At 74.5% G+C, this 16,694-nt stretch carries 14 protein-coding genes and 1 pseudogene; 3 read left to right on the top strand and 12 right to left on the bottom strand.

The genetic code is table 11. The features are described 5' to 3' along the window. Position 1: 1 nt before the first annotated feature. The 4 genes from IG69_RS0114825 to IG69_RS0114810 form a co-directional block, all read right to left on the bottom strand. Positions 2 to 1,354, bottom strand: a complete 1,353-nt coding sequence (locus tag IG69_RS0114825; protein ID WP_030528954.1) for a class II 3-deoxy-7-phosphoheptulonate synthase — start codon at positions 1,352 to 1,354, stop codon at positions 2 to 4. A gap of 70 nt (positions 1,355 to 1,424) precedes the next feature. After that, positions 1,425 to 2,126: a response regulator gene (locus IG69_RS0114820; RefSeq protein ID WP_030528953.1), complete on the bottom strand. Its 702-nt coding sequence runs from the start codon at positions 2,124 to 2,126 to the stop codon at positions 1,425 to 1,427. Beyond that, positions 2,123 to 3,304, bottom strand: a complete 1,182-nt coding sequence (gene macS, locus IG69_RS0114815) for a MacS family sensor histidine kinase (protein WP_030528952.1) — start codon at positions 3,302 to 3,304, stop codon at positions 2,123 to 2,125. The genes IG69_RS0114820 and macS overlap by 4 nt, the downstream gene beginning before the upstream one ends. Before the next feature lie 7 nt (positions 3,305 to 3,311). Continuing rightward, entirely contained in the window at positions 3,312 to 4,118 is an 807-nt protein-coding gene (locus IG69_RS0114810; protein WP_030528951.1) for a lysophospholipid acyltransferase family protein, read from the bottom strand. Between the two features lie 144 nt (positions 4,119 to 4,262). Here IG69_RS0114810 and IG69_RS0114805 point away from each other — a divergent pair, with 144 nt between their 5' ends. Beyond that, the gene (locus IG69_RS0114805) at positions 4,263 to 4,811 is read left to right on the top strand and encodes a hypothetical protein (RefSeq protein ID WP_157577634.1); all 549 of its coding nucleotides are present in this window, start codon (positions 4,263 to 4,265) and stop codon (positions 4,809 to 4,811) included. 9 nt (positions 4,812 to 4,820) lie between these two features. Here the strand turns inward: IG69_RS0114805 and IG69_RS0114800 are convergent, their stop codons facing one another. The 4 genes from IG69_RS0114800 to IG69_RS0114785 are packed head-to-tail and all read right to left on the bottom strand — an operon-like array spanning position 4,821 to position 7,367. Then, positions 4,821 to 5,504: an endonuclease/exonuclease/phosphatase family protein gene (locus tag IG69_RS0114800; RefSeq protein ID WP_030528949.1), complete on the bottom strand. Its 684-nt coding sequence runs from the start codon at positions 5,502 to 5,504 to the stop codon at positions 4,821 to 4,823. 9 nt (positions 5,505 to 5,513) lie between these two features. Continuing rightward, on the bottom strand, positions 5,514 to 6,554 hold the full coding sequence (locus IG69_RS0114795; protein WP_211251020.1) for an ROK family glucokinase: 1,041 nt from the start codon (positions 6,552 to 6,554) through the stop codon (positions 5,514 to 5,516). Continuing rightward, positions 6,547 to 6,915, bottom strand: a complete 369-nt coding sequence (locus tag IG69_RS22785) for a hypothetical protein (RefSeq protein ID WP_030528947.1) — start codon at positions 6,913 to 6,915, stop codon at positions 6,547 to 6,549. Before IG69_RS22785 ends, IG69_RS0114795 begins: the two co-directional genes overlap by 8 nt. Before the next feature lie 8 nt (positions 6,916 to 6,923). Beyond that, positions 6,924 to 7,367, bottom strand: coding sequence for an SRPBCC family protein (locus IG69_RS0114785; RefSeq protein ID WP_030528946.1), 444 nt, complete (start codon positions 7,365 to 7,367; stop codon positions 6,924 to 6,926). A 75-nt stretch (positions 7,368 to 7,442) separates the two neighbouring features. Here IG69_RS0114785 and IG69_RS0114780 point away from each other — a divergent pair, with 75 nt between their 5' ends. Together IG69_RS0114780 and IG69_RS0114775 are read left to right on the top strand one after the other, a co-directional pair. Continuing rightward, complete coding sequence (locus IG69_RS0114780; RefSeq protein ID WP_030528945.1) at positions 7,443 to 9,233, top strand: AMP-dependent synthetase/ligase; 1,791 nt, start codon at positions 7,443 to 7,445, stop codon at positions 9,231 to 9,233. Further along, positions 9,226 to 10,608 carry a hypothetical protein gene (locus IG69_RS0114775; RefSeq protein ID WP_157577632.1) on the top strand — a complete coding sequence of 461 codons (1,383 nt, stop codon included), beginning with the start codon at positions 9,226 to 9,228 and terminating at the stop codon, positions 10,606 to 10,608. Before IG69_RS0114780 ends, IG69_RS0114775 begins: the two co-directional genes overlap by 8 nt. On the opposite strand, the gene IG69_RS0114770 is transcribed toward IG69_RS0114775, so the two are convergent. From IG69_RS0114770 to IG69_RS23300, 4 genes and pseudogenes are all read right to left on the bottom strand, one after another. After that, positions 10,565 to 11,821 (bottom strand): gluzincin family metallopeptidase, encoded by a 1,257-nt coding sequence (locus IG69_RS0114770; RefSeq protein ID WP_030528943.1) that lies wholly within the window; start codon positions 11,819 to 11,821, stop codon positions 10,565 to 10,567. The two genes, IG69_RS0114775 and IG69_RS0114770, sit on opposite strands and share 44 nt — an antisense overlap. 23 nt (positions 11,822 to 11,844) lie before the next feature. Further along, positions 11,845 to 12,093: a hypothetical protein gene (locus tag IG69_RS0114765; protein WP_030528942.1), complete on the bottom strand. Its 249-nt coding sequence runs from the start codon at positions 12,091 to 12,093 to the stop codon at positions 11,845 to 11,847. 57 nt (positions 12,094 to 12,150) lie between these two features. After that, the gene (locus tag IG69_RS0114760) at positions 12,151 to 16,215 is read right to left on the bottom strand and encodes a fibronectin type III domain-containing protein (RefSeq protein ID WP_030528941.1); all 4,065 of its coding nucleotides are present in this window, start codon (positions 16,213 to 16,215) and stop codon (positions 12,151 to 12,153) included. Positions 16,216 to 16,462: 247 nt separating this feature from the next. Beyond that, a pseudogene (locus tag IG69_RS23300) lies at positions 16,463 to 16,588 on the bottom strand (hypothetical protein); the annotation flags it as partial. Positions 16,589 to 16,694: the final 106 nt, after the last annotated feature.

The following is a 16,694-nucleotide window of genomic DNA, read 5'->3' as shown; positions in this document are numbered from 1 at the left end:
GTCAGTCCTGCGAGAGCATCTCGGCGACGAGGAACGCCAGTTCGAGGCTCTGCTGGTGGTTGAGGCGCGGGTCGCAGACCGACTCGTACCGGGTCCCGAGGTCGGCGTCGAGGATCTTCTCCGACCCGCCGATGCACTCGGTGACGTCGTTGCCGGTCAGCTCGACGTGGATGCCGCCCGGGTGCGTCCCGAGGCCCTGGTGGACCTCGAAGAAGCCGCGCACCTCGTCGACGACGTCGTCGAAGTCGCGGGTCTTGAACCCGGACGCCGACGAGAACGTGTTGCCGTGCATCGGGTCGCAGACCCACGAGACCTGCGCGCCGGACGCCGTGATCTTCTCGACGATGGAGGGCAGCGCCTCGCGGATGCGGCCGGCGCCCATCCGGGTGATGAAGGTCAGCCGGCCGGGCTCGCGCTGCGGGTCGATGACGTCGATCATCCGCAGGAGGTCGTCGACGTCGGCGCCCGCGGACACCTTGACGCCCACCGGGTTGCGGACCTTCGAGACGAAGTCGATGTGCGCGCCGCCGAGGTCGCGGGTGCGCTCGCCGACCCAGATGAAGTGGCCCGAGGTGTCGTAGAGCTCACCGGTGCGCGAGTCGACGCGGGTCATCGGTCGCTCGTAGTCGAGCAGCAGCGCCTCGTGCGCGGAGAAGAACTCGGTCGTGCGCATCGCGTCGAAGTCGGCGCCGCACGCCGACATGAAGCGCATCGCCTTGTCGATGTCCTTGGCGAGGCGCTCGTAGCGGGCGTTGGCCGCGTTGGCGACGAAGCCCTTGTTCCAGTCGTGGACGTGGCGCAGGTCGGCGAAGCCACCGGTCGTGAAGGCGCGCACGAGGTTGAGGGTCGCGCTGCTCGCGTGGTACCCGCGGACCAGACGCATCGGGTCCGGGCGGCGCGACTCGGCGGTGAACTCGTAGTCGTTGACCATGTCGCCGCGGTAGGCCGGCAGGGTCACGCCCTCGCGGGTCTCCTCGTCGCTCGAGCGCGGCTTGGCGTACTGCCCGGCCATCCGCCCGACCTTGACGACCGGCACCGACGCGCCGTAGGTGAGGACGGCGGCCATCTGGAGGATCGTCTTGACCCGGTCGCGGATGTTGTCGGCCGTCGCCGAGGTGAAGGTCTCGGCGCAGTCGCCGCCCTGGAGCACGAACGCCTCGCCGCGCGAGACGGCGCCCATCCGGGCCTTGAGGACGTCGCACTCCCCCGCGAACACGAGCGGCGGATAGGTCGCGAGCGTCCCGACGGCCTCGTCGAGGGCGGCGCGGTCGGGCCAGGTCGGCTGCTGCGCAGCCGGGAGGTCGGCACCGGCGGCGAGCCGCTGGAGGGGCGTGGAGGAGGTGGTCGTGCTCACGAGCGTCAATGGTAGGTGCGCGTCCGGCATCCGGGACACGGGGCCCGGATGCCGGATGGCCCCCGACGCCTCAGGTGGCCGCGGGGTCCTCGTCCTCGAGGCCGTGCGCGAGCGCGAACCGGACGAGCTCGACGCGGTTGTGCAGGTGCAGCTTGCCGAGGGTGTTCTGCACGTGGTTCTGGACCGTCCGGTGCGACAGCACGAGCTGCGCGGCGATCTCCTTGCTCGTCATCCCCGTCGCGACGAGGCGCAGGATCTCGGTCTCGCGGGCGGTCAGCTGCGGGATGGGCCGCTCGGGCGCGGACTCCGCCGGCTCCTCCGCCGCGCCGAGCCGACGGAACTCCCCGAGGACGAGCCCGGCGAGCCCCGGCGTGAAGACCGCCTCGCCGCGGGCCGTCGCGAGCACGGCGTCGAGGATCTCGCCGGGCGAGGCCGACTTCACGAGGTAACCGGTGGCACCGGCCTTGATCGCCGCGAGGACGTCCTGCTGCTCGCCGCTCGCGGAGAGGATGAGCACGCGCGTCGGCAGGTCGCCGAGGGCCCGGCACACCTCGTCGCCGCGCATCCCCGGCAGGTTGAGGTCGAGGACGAGGACGTCGGGGGTCGTCGCGCGGGTGCGCCGCACGGCCGACGGTCCGTCCGCGGCGGTGCCGACGACCTGCACGCCGCGGGCCACGAGGTCGCGCTCGAGCGCGGAGAGCCAGAGCGGGTGGTCGTCGGCGACGAGCACCCGGGGGGCGGTGTCCGTCCCGGTCGTCGGGGCGTCGGTCACGGCTGCTCCTGGGCTCGGCGCGGGACGGTGAGGTGCACGGTGCATCCTGCCCCGGGACGCGTGGTCCACGTGGCGGTTCCGCCGAGGTCCTCGACCCGGCCGCGGATGGACGACGAGACCCCGAGCCGGCCACGGGAGGAGGCGGACACGAGCTCGGCGAGCTCGGCGCCCGCGCCGTCGTCACGGACGGTCAGCTCGACGCCGGTCGCGTCGCCCTCGAGGAGCACCCAGGCGCGGGCCCCGGGACCGGCGTGCCGCTCGACGTTGTCGAGGACCGCCGAGAGCGCGGCGTCCAGCTCGTGGGCGACCTGCGGGTCGACGAGCAGCGGGTCGCCGGGCACGGCCACCCCGACGCCGGGGCGCTCGTGGGCGGTGACGAGCAGGCGCAGGTCGACCTCGGCGCCCTCGACGCCGTGGAGGTCGACGGGCGCCTCGCCCGGTGCGCCCGCCCCCGAGACGAAGCGGCGCAGCGCCCGCTCCTGGTCGGCGGCGAGGTCGGCGAGCTCCTGCGCCGGACCGCCGAGCTCGACGCCCCGGCGGTGGATCCACGCGAGGGACTGCAGCACGCCGTCGTGCACGACGCGGGCGATGCGCTCGCGCTCGCGCAGCCGCTCGCGCTCGAGCAGCACCTGCTCCTCCCGGGCCAGCCCGGAGCGGGCGAGGTCGACGGCGAGGCCGATGAGCCCGCCGAGGAGGACGAGGATGACGATGTTGTGCACGGTCGCCTGCGTCGGACGGCCGGCGATCTCGACGAGGTCGGCGGCGGCGATGACGAGGGCGGACAGCAGCCCGCCCCGGGCCCCGGCGACGACCGCGCCGCCCGCGACCGACCCGGCCGCCCACACGGTCGGCAGCGTGTACTGGCCGGCGCTGACCGCGTCCATCCCGTCCGCGAGCGGCGTCGCGAGGATGGCGAGGACGGCGATGACGACCTCGACCCCGACGACGACCCGGCTGCGCCGCCGGTAGAGCAGCAGCCCGAGCGACCACGCCGCGAGGACGCCGATGACGAGGACGGCGACCCATGGCCGGACCATGTCGTCGCGGCGGGTCCACGCGAGGAAGGCCGCGTAGGCGGTGCCGATCGGGCGGAAGACGTCGAGCCCGCGCAGGAAGGCCTCGACGACGACCGGCTCGCGGCGGCCGGTGCGGGGTGAGCGCGGTCCGAGGACTCCCACGTGCGCCTCAGCTCGCGCGACGCTCCGGACCGGCGTCGCCCTCCAGCCCCTCGGCGTCGAGCGCGGCCTCGAGCTCGGTCGCGGCGCGCCCGGGGGTGGCGGCCTCGGCGGCCTCCTTGGCCTTGTTCTTCTTCTCGCGGGCGATGCGGTCCTTCATCGCCGTCGCGTACATGTCGACGTACTCCTGCCCGGAGAGCTCCATCAGCGCGTACATGATCTCGTCGGTGACCGAGCGCAGGACGAAGCGGTCGCCCTCCATCCCCTCGTAGCGCGAGAAGTCGAGGGGCTCGCCGATCCGGACGCCGATGCGCACGAGCTTGGGGACCTTCGTGCCCGTGGGCTGCGCCTTGTCGGTGTCGATCATCGCGACGGGGATGACCGGGACGCCGGCCTCGAGGGCCATCCGGGCGACGCCGGTGCGGCCCTTGTACAGGCGACCGTCGGGGCTGCGGGTGCCCTCGGGGTAAAGACCGAGGATCTCGCCGCGGTGCAGGACGCGCAGGCCGGAGGTGAGCGCGGCCTCGCTCGCCCGGCCGCCGGAGCGGTCGATCGGCAGCTGGCCGACGCCCTTGAAGAACGCCGCCGTGAGCCGGCCCTTGAGGCCGACGCCGGTGAAGTAGTCGGCCTTGGCGAGGAAGGTCATCCGGCGCGGCACGACGAGCGGCAGGAAGATCGAGTCGCTGAAGGAGAGGTGGTTGCTCGCGAAGATCGCGGCCCCCTCCTCGGGGATGTTCTCCTCGCCCTCGACCCAGGGCCGGAACAGGAGGCGGAGGATCGGCCCCAGGACGACCGTCTTCAGCACCCAGTAGAACACCGATCCACCCTTCCGCGTCTGTGCCGGGAAGCCTAGTGCACCCCCGCGGTGTTGCTCCCCCCGTCACGGACGACGGGCGACCCCTTCGCTCGCACAGGAGGCCGTGCGAAGATCATGCCCTGCCCCGGACCCCCAGGAGTGACCGTGAACGAGCGGCCAGGCGAGATGGACGAGCGCGACGTCGACGAGCGCTTCGCGTCCATCGTGGCGGCGTGGGACGGGGCCCTCCCCTCGGCCGACGACCCCGAGGTCGACGAGACCCCCACGGCCCGGGACACCGCTCCCGCGCAGGACGACCCGGACGAGCCCGCCGCGTCGACGCCGACCCCGCCCGCGACGCGTCCGCCGTGGGTCAACCCGCCGGTCGACGTCGTCGTCCCCGCCTCCGCGTGGCGCGCCGCCGAGCCTGCGCCCGAGCCCGCCGCCGAGGCCGCCGCGGAGGATCCGGACGACGACGAGCACTACGACCCGCCCGCCGTCGAGCTCCCCCCGCAGGAGGACCTGCACTTCTGGGGCGCGGTCGTCGGCCTCGTCGCCGGGCCGCTCTGCCTGCTCTACGTCGCGCTGGCCCGGCCCTTCCACAGCACCCGCTGGTTCGTCGCCGGGCTCGTGCTCTCGCTGGCCGGCTTCGCGCTCCTCGTCCTGCGCCAACCCCGCCACCGCGACGACAGCGACGACGGCGCCCGCGTCTGACGCTCGGGCTCAGCCGACCTCGAGGTCGACCCAGGCGGGGCGGTGGTCGCTCGCCCGCGCCCACACCGCCTCCGGGACCGCGACCTCGCGGAACGGCAGGACCCGCAGCCCGGGAGATGCGAAGAGGACGTCGAGGCGGCTGCGCGGTGACCGCGCCGGGAAGGTCGGGACGTGCGGGCCCGCGACACCGAGCCGGTCCGGCTGCGCGACCCGGCGGAACGCCTCCCCGTCCTCGCCCTCGTTGAGGTCGCCGGCGACGACGAGCGGCTCGACCCCGTCGAGCGCGGCGAGGACCGCCTCGACGTGGCGCACCCGCTCGTCCGCGCGCAGGGACAGGTGCAGCGACACGGCCGTCACCTCGTGCCCGCCCCGCAGGCGGACGGTCGCCCGCGCCCAGCCCCGGGTGCGGTCGGGCCAGCGCACCGGCAGGCGGTGGTGGGACGCGTCGAGCAGCTCGACGTGCGGGGCGGTGAGCACGGTCGTCCCGCCGCTCCCCCGCTGCCGGCCGCTCCAGCGCATCCCGCAGGCGTCGGCGAAGCGCCGCAGCCGCCACGGCGCGAGCAGGCGCCGGGGCACCTCCTGGAGGCAGAGCACGTCGGGGTCGACGGCACGCACGAGCCGGGCGGCGAGCCGGTGGTCGTCGAGGAAGTCGCGCGTGTTGTACGTCGCGACCCGGAACCGCTCGACCGGCACGGCGTCCGGTCAGCCGGCGGGCGGCGCGTCGCCGGCTGCCGGACCGGACGCGTGGTCGGCCGCGTCGGCCCAGGCGAGGTCCGCCGCCCCGACCCGCGCGAGGTCCGCGGCCCCGACGAGGCCCGCCTCGTTGCCGAGCTGCGCGGCGACGATCGTCGCCTCCGGGCGGTAGCCGCGGCCGGTCAGCTGGCGCCGGAAGGCCTCGCGCGCCGGGCCGAGGAGGAGCTCGCCGGCCGCGCTCACGCCGCCGCCGATCACGAAGGTGCCCGGGTCGAGCGCCGCGGCGAGGTCGGCCATCCCGACCCCGAGCCAGCGGCCGATCTCGCCGAGCAGCTCACGGGCCAGCGCGTCGCCGTCGCGCGCAGCCTCGGTGACGAGCGGACCGGTCAGCTCGCTGGGGTCACCGCCCACGCGCTCGAAGAGGTCCGAGACGACCGGGCTGCCGGCCGACATCAGGGCGCGCGCCTCGCGGACCAGCGCGTTGCCGGAGGCGTACTGCTCCCAGCACCCGCGGTTGCCGCACTCGCAGCGGATGCCGTCCGGCACGACCTGCATGTGCCCGAACTCGCCCGCGATGCCGAAGCGGCCGCGCACGACCCGGCCGTCGAGGACGATGCCGCCGCCGATGCCGGTGCCGAGGTTGACCATGACGAGGTGGCTCTCGCCGCGGCCGGCGCCGAAGCGGTGCTCGGCCCACACCGAGGCGTTGGCGTCGTTGTCGACGAAGATCGGCATCGCGAGCCGCTCGCCGAGGGCCGCGCGCAGCGGCTCGTTGCGCCACGAGAGGTGCGGGGCGAAGACGACGGTCGCGCGGTCGGCGGCGACGAAGCCCGCGGCGCCGATGCCGACGGCCACGACCTCCTCGCTGCCCGCGCCGAGCAGCTCCTCGACCGCGGAGACGATGGTGTCCTCGACGACCCGCGGGCTCGTCGAGCGGTGCGGGGTGTCGCGGCGGGTGCGCCGCAGCACGGCGCCGCTGCCGTCGACGAGGCCGGCGGCCACCTTGGTGCCGCCGATGTCGACACCGACCGCGAGGGGTCCTTCAGCCACGGTCGCCTCCCTGCTGGTCGTTGTGGGCCCGCCCGCGGGCGGAGGCGAGGTCGCCGAGGACGGCGGCGGCGAAGCCCGCGAGCTCGGCGAGCGTTCCGAGCGTCTCGGGGCTGAGCTGGCGGACGAAGGCCGAGGCCCGGCACACCGGGCACCACTGGCACACCGGGTCGTCGCACGAGAACGTCTCGGCGGCAGGCGGGTCGGTGCGGGTGTCGTCCGCTCCGGTGTCGCCCGCGGCCGGCGCTCCGGTGGCTCCGGCGTCCGCCGCGGAGTCGCGACCGGCGCGGCGCAGGCTCTCGAGGAGGCGCCCGGCCTCCTCGGCGACGCTCCCGACGTCCTCGTGCCAGCGCTGCGCGGTCATCGTGGCGATCAGCCCTCGACGCGCTTCTTCAGCTCGCTGAGCGCGGCGTCGATGATGAGCTTCTCGGCCTTGCGCTTGAGCATCCCGATCATCGGGATGGTGAGGTCGACCTCGAGGTCGTAGGTGACCCGGGTGCCGGCGCCGACGGCCTCGAGGGTGTAGCTGCCGGTGAGGCCCTTGAGCAGCGAGGCGCGCACGAGGTGCCACGAGATCACGCCGGTGCCGTCCTCGGCGACCGCCCAGTCGTACTCGAGCACGTACTGGTCCTTGATCGCGCCCGCGTCGAGGGTGAACTCGACCTGGTCGGCCCAGCCGTCGCCGTCCTCGGTGAGGACCGAGCACGCCTTGACCTGCTCGGCCCACTCGGGGTAGTCCTCGAACGCCGCGATGACGTCGAGCACCTCGCCCGGGGAGGCGGCGATCTCGGTGGAGGAACGGGTGCGGTCGGCCATGGCACCGCAGGCTACCCGTAGGCCGGGGCCTAGAGTTGGGGGGGCTTCCCCACCCGAGACCGAAGGAGTCCGACGGTGCACGAGACCTTCACGCCCCTCGTCCTGCCCGCGACGAACGAGGGCACGTTGGGAGACCTCCCGGCCCGTCTGGCCGCGGACCGGCCCGGGCGGGTGGCGTTCTCGGTCCGCTCCGGCGCGGGGTGGACCGACGTCACGAGCGCGACGTTCGCCGCGGAGGTCGCGGCGCTCGCCAAGGGGTTCCTCGCCGCCGGCATCGGGGTCGGCGACGTCGTGGGGATCATGAGCCGCACCCGGTACGAGTGGACCCTCGCCGACTTCGCCCTCTGGGCGGCCGGCGCGGTGCCCGTGCCGATCTACGAGACCTCCTCCCCCGACCAGGTCGAGTGGATCCTCGGCGACTCCGGCGCGGTCGGCGTGCTCGTCGAGTCCGAGTCCCACCTCGCCGCGATCGAGCGGGTCCGCGGGCGGCTGCCCGGCCTCGCGCACGTCTGGGTGCTCGACCACGGCGACGTCGACACGCTGAGCCGCGACGGGGCCGACGTCGAGGACCACGAGCTGACCGACCGCCGCGCGGGGATGGACCGCGACTCGCTCGCCACCGTCATCTACACCTCGGGCACGACCGGCCGCCCCAAGGGCGTCGAGCTGACGCACGGCAACTTCCTCACCCTCGCCGAGAACACCGCCGAGCAGATCGCGGCGGTCGTCAAGGCCGACGGCGCCTCGACCCTCCTCTTCCTCCCGCTCGCCCACGTCTTCGCGCGCTTCATCGAGGTGCTCGCGGTGACCGCCGGTGTGCGGATGGGCCACTCGTCGGACCTCAAGACGCTGATGGACGACTTCGCGTCGTTCCGGCCCACCTTCATCCTCGCGGTGCCGCGGGTGTTCGAGAAGGTCTACAACAGCGCCGAGGCCAAGGCGGAGGCCGGCGGCAAGGGCAAGATCTTCGCCGGAGCGGCCGCGACCGCCATCGCCTGGTCCGAGGCGCTCGACACCGGCTCGGTCCCGCTCGGGCTGCGCGTCAAGCACGCCGTCTTCGACAAGCTCGTCTACGCCAAGCTGCGCGACGCGATGGGCGGCCGGGTGCAGTACGCCGTCTCGGGCGGCGCGCCGCTCGGGACGCGGCTGGGGCACTTCTTCCGCGGCATCGGCGTCTCGATCCTCGAGGGCTACGGCCTGACCGAGACCACCGCCCCGGCGTGCGTCAACCTCCCCGACGCGATGCGCATCGGCACGGTCGGTCCGCCGCTGCCGGGCGTCGACCTCAAGATCGCCGACGACGGCGAGATCTGCATCAAGGGGGTCAACGTCTTCCGCACCTACCGCGGGAACGACGACGCGACGAAGGAGTCGGTGCGCGACGGGTGGTTCCACACCGGCGACATCGGCGAGCTCGACGAGAAGGGCTACCTGCGGATCACGGGCCGCAAGAAGGAGATCCTCGTGACGGCCGGCGGCAAGAACGTCGCGCCCGCCGTCCTCGAGGACCGCCTCCGGTCACACCCGCTCGTCAGCCAGTGCATCGTCGTCGGCGACGGCAAGCCGTTCATCGGCGCGCTCGTGACGCTCGACGAGGAGATGTACCCCGCCTGGGCCGCGAACCACGGGCTCGACGACCTGCCGTTCTCGAAGGCGAAGGACGACCCGCGCATCCAGGCCGAGATCCAGCGGGCCGTCGACGACGCGAACACCGCTGTCTCCAAGGCGGAGTCGATCCGCAAGTTCGTCGTCCTCGACGCCGACTTCACGGAGGAGTCGGGCCACCTTACGCCGTCGCTCAAGCTCAAGCGCAACGTGGTGATGCGCGACTTCGGCGACGAGGTCGACGCGCTCTACGGTGGCTGAGCCCGCGGCCGGGCGCCCCGCGCCGGGAGTGCGGGCGGCGGCACCCGCTGTCGTCCTCGCCGTCGCCTGGCTCGCCTGGTTCGGGGTCGCGCAGTGGAGCGTCGTGCGCTTCCGGGTACCGATCCTCCTCGTCCTCACGGCGGGGACGGCACTGCTCGCGTGGTGGCTCGTCCGCCGGGTCGAGGTGCCCCTGCCCCGGTGGCTCGCACCGGTGCTCGTCCTGGGCTCGGTCGTGCTCACGCTCACCGTCCCGCTGTTCTCGTACCTGCGCGGCGGGTGGCTGACGGCGGCGCTCGCCGTCGTCGCGGTGGGCGGCGTGGCGCTCGCCGGCCTGCTCCTCGTCCGCGCGCCGTGGGGTCCGCCCGCGGTGCTGGGCGGGGCCGCCCTGACCCACACCGTGCTCGCCTCGGTCGCGGTGCTCGGGGACCGTGCACCGAAGATCGACGTGTGGGTCATCCTCCAGCAGGGCGCCGACGTCTCGGCCCGCCTCGGCAACGTCTACACGGCGCAGTGGAGCGGCTCCCCCGGTGTGCAGGACCACTTCACGTACCTGCCGTGGATGATGGTCCTCACCGCGCCGGGGCGCTGGGTCGCCGGCGACGTGCGCTGGATGATGCTCGTCTGGACCCTCGTGCTGCTGGCCGGTCTCTGGTACCTCGCCGGCGGCACGCCCTCGGGCCGGGCGCGGGCGGCGGCCGCGGCCGCGGTGCTCGTCGTCGCGCCGGGCACCATCACCCAGGTCGACCAGTCCTGGACCGAGCCCGTGCTCGCCGCCCTCCTCGTCTGGTGGGCCGCGCTCGTCCGCCGCGGGCACGCCTGGTGGGCCGTCGTGCCGCTCGCCCTGGCCTGTGCGAGCAAGCAGCACCTCGCCCTCGTCGCCCCGGTGCTCCTCGTGTGGCAGCCGTTCGGCTGGCGGCGCACTCTCGCCACCGGCGGCCTCGCGGGCGTCCTCCTCCTGCCGTGGCTCGTGGCCGACCCGGCGGCGTTCGTCGACGACACCGTGACGACCCTGCTCACCTTCCACCCGATCCGGTTCGCCAACACCTGGTACCTGTACTTCCTCAACGTCCACGGCGTGGCGCTGCCGTTCGCCGTCACCGGGCTCGCGATGCTCGCCGCGGTCGGCGGCGCGATGTGGGCCGTGTGGCGGCGCCGGCCCCCGGTCGGCGAGGTGCTGCGCTGGGCCGCGCTCGTGCTCGCCGTCGCGAACCTCGTCAACAAGCAGGCGTTCTACAACCAGTTCTGGCTGGTGGCGGCGCTCGTGCTGGCGTCGGTCCTCGTGCCCTCCGGGGCCGACGACGACGCAGCCGGGCGCGGCGACCCGGACGCGCTCAGCGCGCGAGGTCGTCGAGGCGCTGACGCCACAGCCGCGTGAGCGCCTGACGGTCGAGCCCTGCGACCTCCGGCAGGGCGGTGTCGCAGATGCGTTCGGCAGCCTGCTCACCGCCGGTGGAGGCACAGGCCCGCAGCAGCCGGTCCAGGCCGGCCTCGCCCCGCCGGTCGGCGAGGAGCTCGACGGCCTGCCACGCGGCGAGGTAGGTGACCTCGAGCGACCCACCGGCGGCGAAGGCGGCCGCGTCCGGGAGGTCCCGGGGTGCGGCGCCGGCCCGGACGGCGGCGGTCAGCGGCGCGAGCAGGTCCGTGACGGGGACGTCGGCCCCGGCGTACCCGACGTGGTCGGCGTAGCCCTCCGAGAGCCACGTGGGCAGGGCGCCCGGCAGCGTGGCGCGGACGGCGACGTGCGCCAGCTCGTGGGTGAGGACGACGACGCGCCCGGTCCGGGTCAGGCGCGCGTGCGCCGAGGGGTCGAGCACGACGCGGTCGCCCGTGGCCCGACCGTCCTCGCCCGTCGGGCCGTCGGTGCTCGCGCCCACCCCGTCGTCCGCGGCCGCACCGAGGAGCGCCTCGCCCTCGGCCACCGTCGCCGGGGCGAGGACGAGCACTCGGCCCGGGGCGCGTGACCAGCGGCGGGCCAGACCCGGCAGCGCGTCGTCGACCGTCCGGCCGGCGGCGTCGAGGTCGGCGGACGGCAGGGTGCCGGCGACGACGGCGTGCGTCGTGCGGCGGACGGTGAGGCCCGGCATCGCCGTCCACGGCGGCGCCTGGGCCCCCGGCGCGGAGGCCTCGGACGCGACGAGCCAGCGGTCGCCGTCCCGCACGACGCGGTAGCGGGTGCGTGCCGTCCGGTCACCGCGGTCGAGGCCCGCGAGGCGGTAGCGGACGCCGACGTCGACGGCGGAGGGGTCGTCGACGGGTGCGACGACGTCGTGGGCGAGGCGGTCCGGGCGCAGCGCGCGGGCGGCGTCGAAGGCGGCCAGCTGGGCGCGGCCGGCGGCACCGTCGGGGTCGGCGACGGTGGCGCGGAACGCGTCCCGGTCACCGTCGAGGACGGCGGCGTCGCGGCGCGCGAGGAGCTCGTCCAGGGCGGTGGCGGTGGCCGAGGCGGTGTCGACCTCGGGAGAGCCGGTCGGGGTCGCGGTCCGCGGTGCGACCCGGGGTGGCGACGCGTCGCCCCCGCTGCAGCCGGCCAGGAGCACCAGCCCGACGACCGCCGCCGTCAGCGGGCGGGACGGGCGGTGGGCGGGCACCGCGTCATCGTACGGAGAACGGCTCAGCCGACGGCGCGGCTCCCGTGGGCGGCCCCGGGCTCGACCGTGGCCCGCACGGTGGCGGCGGTCTCGGCGTCGACGAGGCCGGCGCGGACGAGCCGGGTCACGACGGCCCGCTCCTCGGCGTCGAGGGCGCCGTCGGTGCGCGTGCCGGTGATGCTCAGGAGCACGGGCACCATGCAGTCGTCGCAGTGCAGCTCGCGCACCGGGCAGGTGCGGCAGTCGATGGTCATCACGTCGTCACGGGTCATGCGTCTCACCTCGTCCTCGTTGTCGTGAACGACGCTAGGGGTGACCACCGACAGGGGTCAGCGCTGCATCTTCACGTGGTTGGACTCGACTCTCCCCGAGGGGCCGTTCGTCAGCACGATCCACAGGTCATACCCGTAGTTCGGGTCGACGGCGCACCATGCCCCCGAGTGCGATGACCCGCTCACCGTGACGGTCCTCGTCCCGGAGGGCGGGTAGAACCGCACCCCGCCCGTCCGGTAGCAGGCGAAGTCGTAGGTGCCGTTCGCGACCCCCGACGGGGTCCAGACCAGGCGGTAGCAGTTCGCGCAGACGCCCCGCTCGGCAGCGCCCTGACGGCTGCTCAGCGAGATCGCCTTGGGATCGGGGATCGTCTCGGCCCGCGGACCGGCCCACGCCGACCACCCGGCGGCCGACTTCGACCGCACCTCGAGCCGGTAGGTGTTCCCCGGCGACCCGGTGTGGCTCACCTGCGTCCGCTTGCCGCCGAAGGTCTGGTCGACGGCGCCGCGGACCTGGACGTCCGTGATCGGCCGGCCGTTCTCCGGCAGGTTCCACGTCCACGTGATGGTGTCGCCGTTGCGCGAGCTGCGCAGGCCGGTGGGGGTCAGGGTGTCGCCGTAGGGGGTCGCGGCCGCGGAGCTGCGGACCGACTCCTGGGCCCCGGAGTTCACCGTCCACACCGTGATCGCGTACTGGCGGGTCGGGTTGGTGTCGAACGGGCCGACGGAGAACGTCTTCTGCGAGCCGGGCGCGCAGCCACAGGCGACCGACCCGCTCTTGCCGCCGCCGGACCACCGGATCGCGCTGAAGGACCCGGCGCGCGGCTGGCCGACCCCGACGGTCAGCTGGATCTGGCGGTTCGCCGACGGCGTCGACGCGGTGACGGTCGGGGTCGACGGCTGTCCGACCGACGTGAACGACGACGCGTTGGACTTGGGCCCCTCGAGGTCGGCACCGTTGGTCAGGGTCGCCGTGTACCGGTACTGGCGCCCGTCGTAGGGGATGACGACGCTCGCGCTGCGGTCACCGGCCCCGGTGCGCGCGGCGACGGTCCACCCGCCGCCGTCGACGGACTGGTAGAGCGTGTAGCCGGTCGTCGGCGGCCCGTTGGGGCTGCCCTGCTCCCACGAGACGGTCAGCGTCGCCGAGTCCTTCGCCGGGCCGGGGCCGCTCGCCGCGATCTTCGGGGCCGGCAGCGCGGGCGGGGTGCCGGCGGACTGCATCGAGACGGCGGGTCCGAACGGACCCGCGCCGAGCTCGTTCCACGCCTGGACCTGGACGTCCTGCTCCGCCATGTTGTCCAGGCCCGTGACGGTGGCCTGCCGCCGCGGCGCGACGACGTTCTGCGTCGTGGTCTGGCCGGTCGAGGAGATCAGGCGGACGACGTACTTGCGCAGGGCGCTGCCCTCGTTGACCGGCTGGTCCCACGCGATGGTGAGGCGACCGTCGCCGCGGTCGACCATCCGCACGCCGGTCACCGCCCGCGGCAGCGTGTCGGGGCGGACCGCGGCGCTCGCTTCGGACGGGTCGCCCTCTCCCACACCGTTGACCGCCGCGACGGTGAACCTGTAGTCCTTGCCGTTGGTCAGTCCCTGGACGGTGCAGGGCGAGGCGGTACACGTCGTGCTGCCGGACGAGCCGCCGGTCCAGCGGACGACGTACGAGGTGATGGTGGCTCCGCCGTCGTAGGTGGGGGGCAGCCACGCGACGCGGGCCTGGCCGCCGGCGTCGCGGTCGGCGACCGCCTGCACGCGACGCGGCGGGTCGGGACGGCCGAGGAGGGTCACCGTGATGCGCCCGCGCGCGCTGCGCTTCGGGCCGTCGCTGAGGGTCACGGCGACCGCGGCCTTCTGCGAGGGCCGGTCGCCGGCGGTCAGCGTGACGGAGCATCCGGAGCGGGCCACGGTCAGGCCGCTCCCCTGCTCGACGGACGCGGCGGTGACGGTGCACTCGGGCTGCGGCAGCGGCGAGTCCAGGTAGGGACGCAGGTCGACGGTGCGGGACTGGCCGGCCTCGAGGCCGTCGACCGTCACCGGTCGCACGCGTGCCGGCGGCAGCGGGTCCTCGGGCGAGGTGCTGTCGGTGCCGTCGGCCCCCGCGGTGTCGGCACGGCCGATGACCCGCACGGCGATCGTCGAGGGCTCGCGCAGACCGGGCGCCGAGACCTCGATGGTGCCGTTGCTGCTGCGGGCGTCCCCGTCCGCGTGGAGCGTCAGGCGGCGGTTGCCCGCACCGTCGACGCGCAGGTCCGCGTCCGGCTCCTCCCGCCAGCGAGCGGAGAACTCGATGTCGTCGAGGGTCATGCCGACCGGGAGCCAGGCGTGGCAGACCGTCGGGATGTCGACCGTGCGGTCCAGGCCGCCCGCGGTGACCGAGACGGCGCCGTCGGGGCAGCGCAGCAGCGGCACCAGCGGCCCGACCTGCACCGGCACCGACACGTACGCCGTGCCGAAGTCCTTCTGGTCCACCGCGCTCTGGTCGGTGACCTCGAGCATCACCGCGGCCGGGCCCACGTACCCGTTGGAGGAGGTCAGCTGCAGGGTCCGGTTGTCGCCCAGGCTGACCGAGAGGTTCTCCGCCGGGGAGGCCGAGACCGTCGAGGCCGTCGTCACCGACACCACCCGACCGCGCGGGGAGCGCACGTGGTCGCCCAGGTTGACGGTCTTGGACGAGTCGGGGTCCATCGTGATGAGCGAGCCGGCCACGACGAACGGCTGCCCGTTGGCGCCGGTCGGGACGTGGATGAGCGCCATCGCCTCCTCGTTGTCCTCGTCGACGATGACGTAGGGCACCGAGTAGGCGTGGTCGAGGATCTTGACGCTGACCCGACCGTCGGGCGTGACCTGCGCGTCCGGGGAGAGGACCTCCTTGACCCGCAGCGTCGCGGGGTCGGAGTCGACGTCGGTGTCGTTGGCCAGCGCGTCGACCACCGTCGAGGTCTCCCCCGGCTTCGGCGCGGCGACGTCGTCGTTGGCCACCGGCGGGTTCTTGTACCCCGCGACGGGCCGGACGAGGATGCTCGCGCGGGACGGGTCGTACAGGCCGTCGCTGATGCCGTACGCCAGCTGGTGCACGCGGGCGGTGTCGTCCGGGACCTTGGTCCGCACCGTGTGGTCCTCGTCGACGCGCCAGGCGCGCAGGGCATCCGCCGGGTTGAGCGACTCGGTGTCGACCTCGACGACGTCGCCGCGGGCGATGAGGTCGTTGACGAGCGGCTTGACGGTGACCGTCTTGCCCGGCGCGGCGAACACCTCGTCGTCGACGGCGACGGGCGGCTGCGGGTCGCCCGGCTGCACCACGCCGACCCTCACGAACGCGCGGCTCGTCGCGCCGAAGCGGTCGCGCACCTCGTACGTGATGACCTCGGTCCCTGCCGCGAGCGGGAAGGACTCGTACCGGATCGTCGTCGGCCCGACCCCCACGACCCGGCCCAGCGCGAGGTCGACCGGGCCGTCGTCGGCGCCCACGACCCCGGTCAGGGTGACGCTGTCGCCGTCGGGGTCGACGCCGAAGGTCGGGATGGTCATCGTCAGCGGGTCGCCCGCCGTCACGGTCGCGGTGAAGCTGCGAGCCACGGGCGACTGGTTGACCTGCTGCTTGGTGGGAAGAGGGTTGACCTGCACGCGCGCTCGTGCGGTCTGCGCCCGACCCTTCGCACCCTCGGCGTACGCGGCGTACTCGATCGTCACGAACTTCGGCGCCCGCAGGCCGCGGGCCTCGGGCACGTAGCGCACGACGTTGCCGGAGGCGAAGGCGCGCTGGGCGTCCCCCTTGCTCACGACCTTCACCGACTCGGGGTCCAGGCGCAGCGGGATGCCGTCGGCCATCGTGTCGTTGTCCAGCACCGGGATGCTCACCGTGTCGCCCTCGCGCACCGTCGCGGTGTCGTCCTCGACGAGCGGGACGGCGTCGTCGGCGGGGGGCTGCTGGAGCACCGACACCTCTCCGCTGGTGCGCTGCGTGCCGTCGCTCACGGTGTAGCGGATGGTGCCGCGACGCCCGGTCCCCGCGTCGAGGGGTGCGGGCTCCGCGGCCTCCAGGCGCAGCCAGCGACCCTGGTAGATGGAGGCGCGCAGCCAGCCGGAGCCGTCCGCGGGCGACGCGGCCGCGGTGACCAGCACGTCCCCACGCCGGCCGGACCTCGGAGCGCAGCCGCAGCGACGCGTCCGGCTCCCCCGGGTCGGCGCCGGCGATGTCGTTGCCCAGCGGCTCGACCTGCAGCGGCTTGCCGACGACACCGCGCACGGCATCCGGCTGCGTGGTGGGGGGCTCGAAGCGCACCTCAGGCCCGGTGCCGAGCACCTGGGCCTCGACGGTGCCCTTCGTGGACCCGCCGCGGCCGTCGGTGACGACGTAGCCGATCGGCTGGCGCCCCTCCTCCACCGGAGCGGTGAGCGTCACCCGCCCCGCGCCGTCGACGACGGCTCCCTCGGCGTCCGCGCGGGCGGCCAGCGTGTCGTTCTCGGGGTCGCGCCAGTCGGCGAGGACCGGCACCGACAGCCGCTTGCCCGCGATGACCGGGTAGCGCCGCTGGGTGAGCTGGGCGCCACCGGGCCGCAGGGTCGGCGCGGAGTTGACCTCGTCGCCGACGACCCGCACG

This window comes from Phycicoccus jejuensis, from assembly GCF_000720925.1.
In the GTDB taxonomy this organism is placed as follows: Bacteria; Actinomycetota; Actinomycetes; order Actinomycetales; family Dermatophilaceae; genus Phycicoccus; species Phycicoccus jejuensis.
This window is presented reverse-complemented; position numbering and strand designations above follow the sequence as displayed.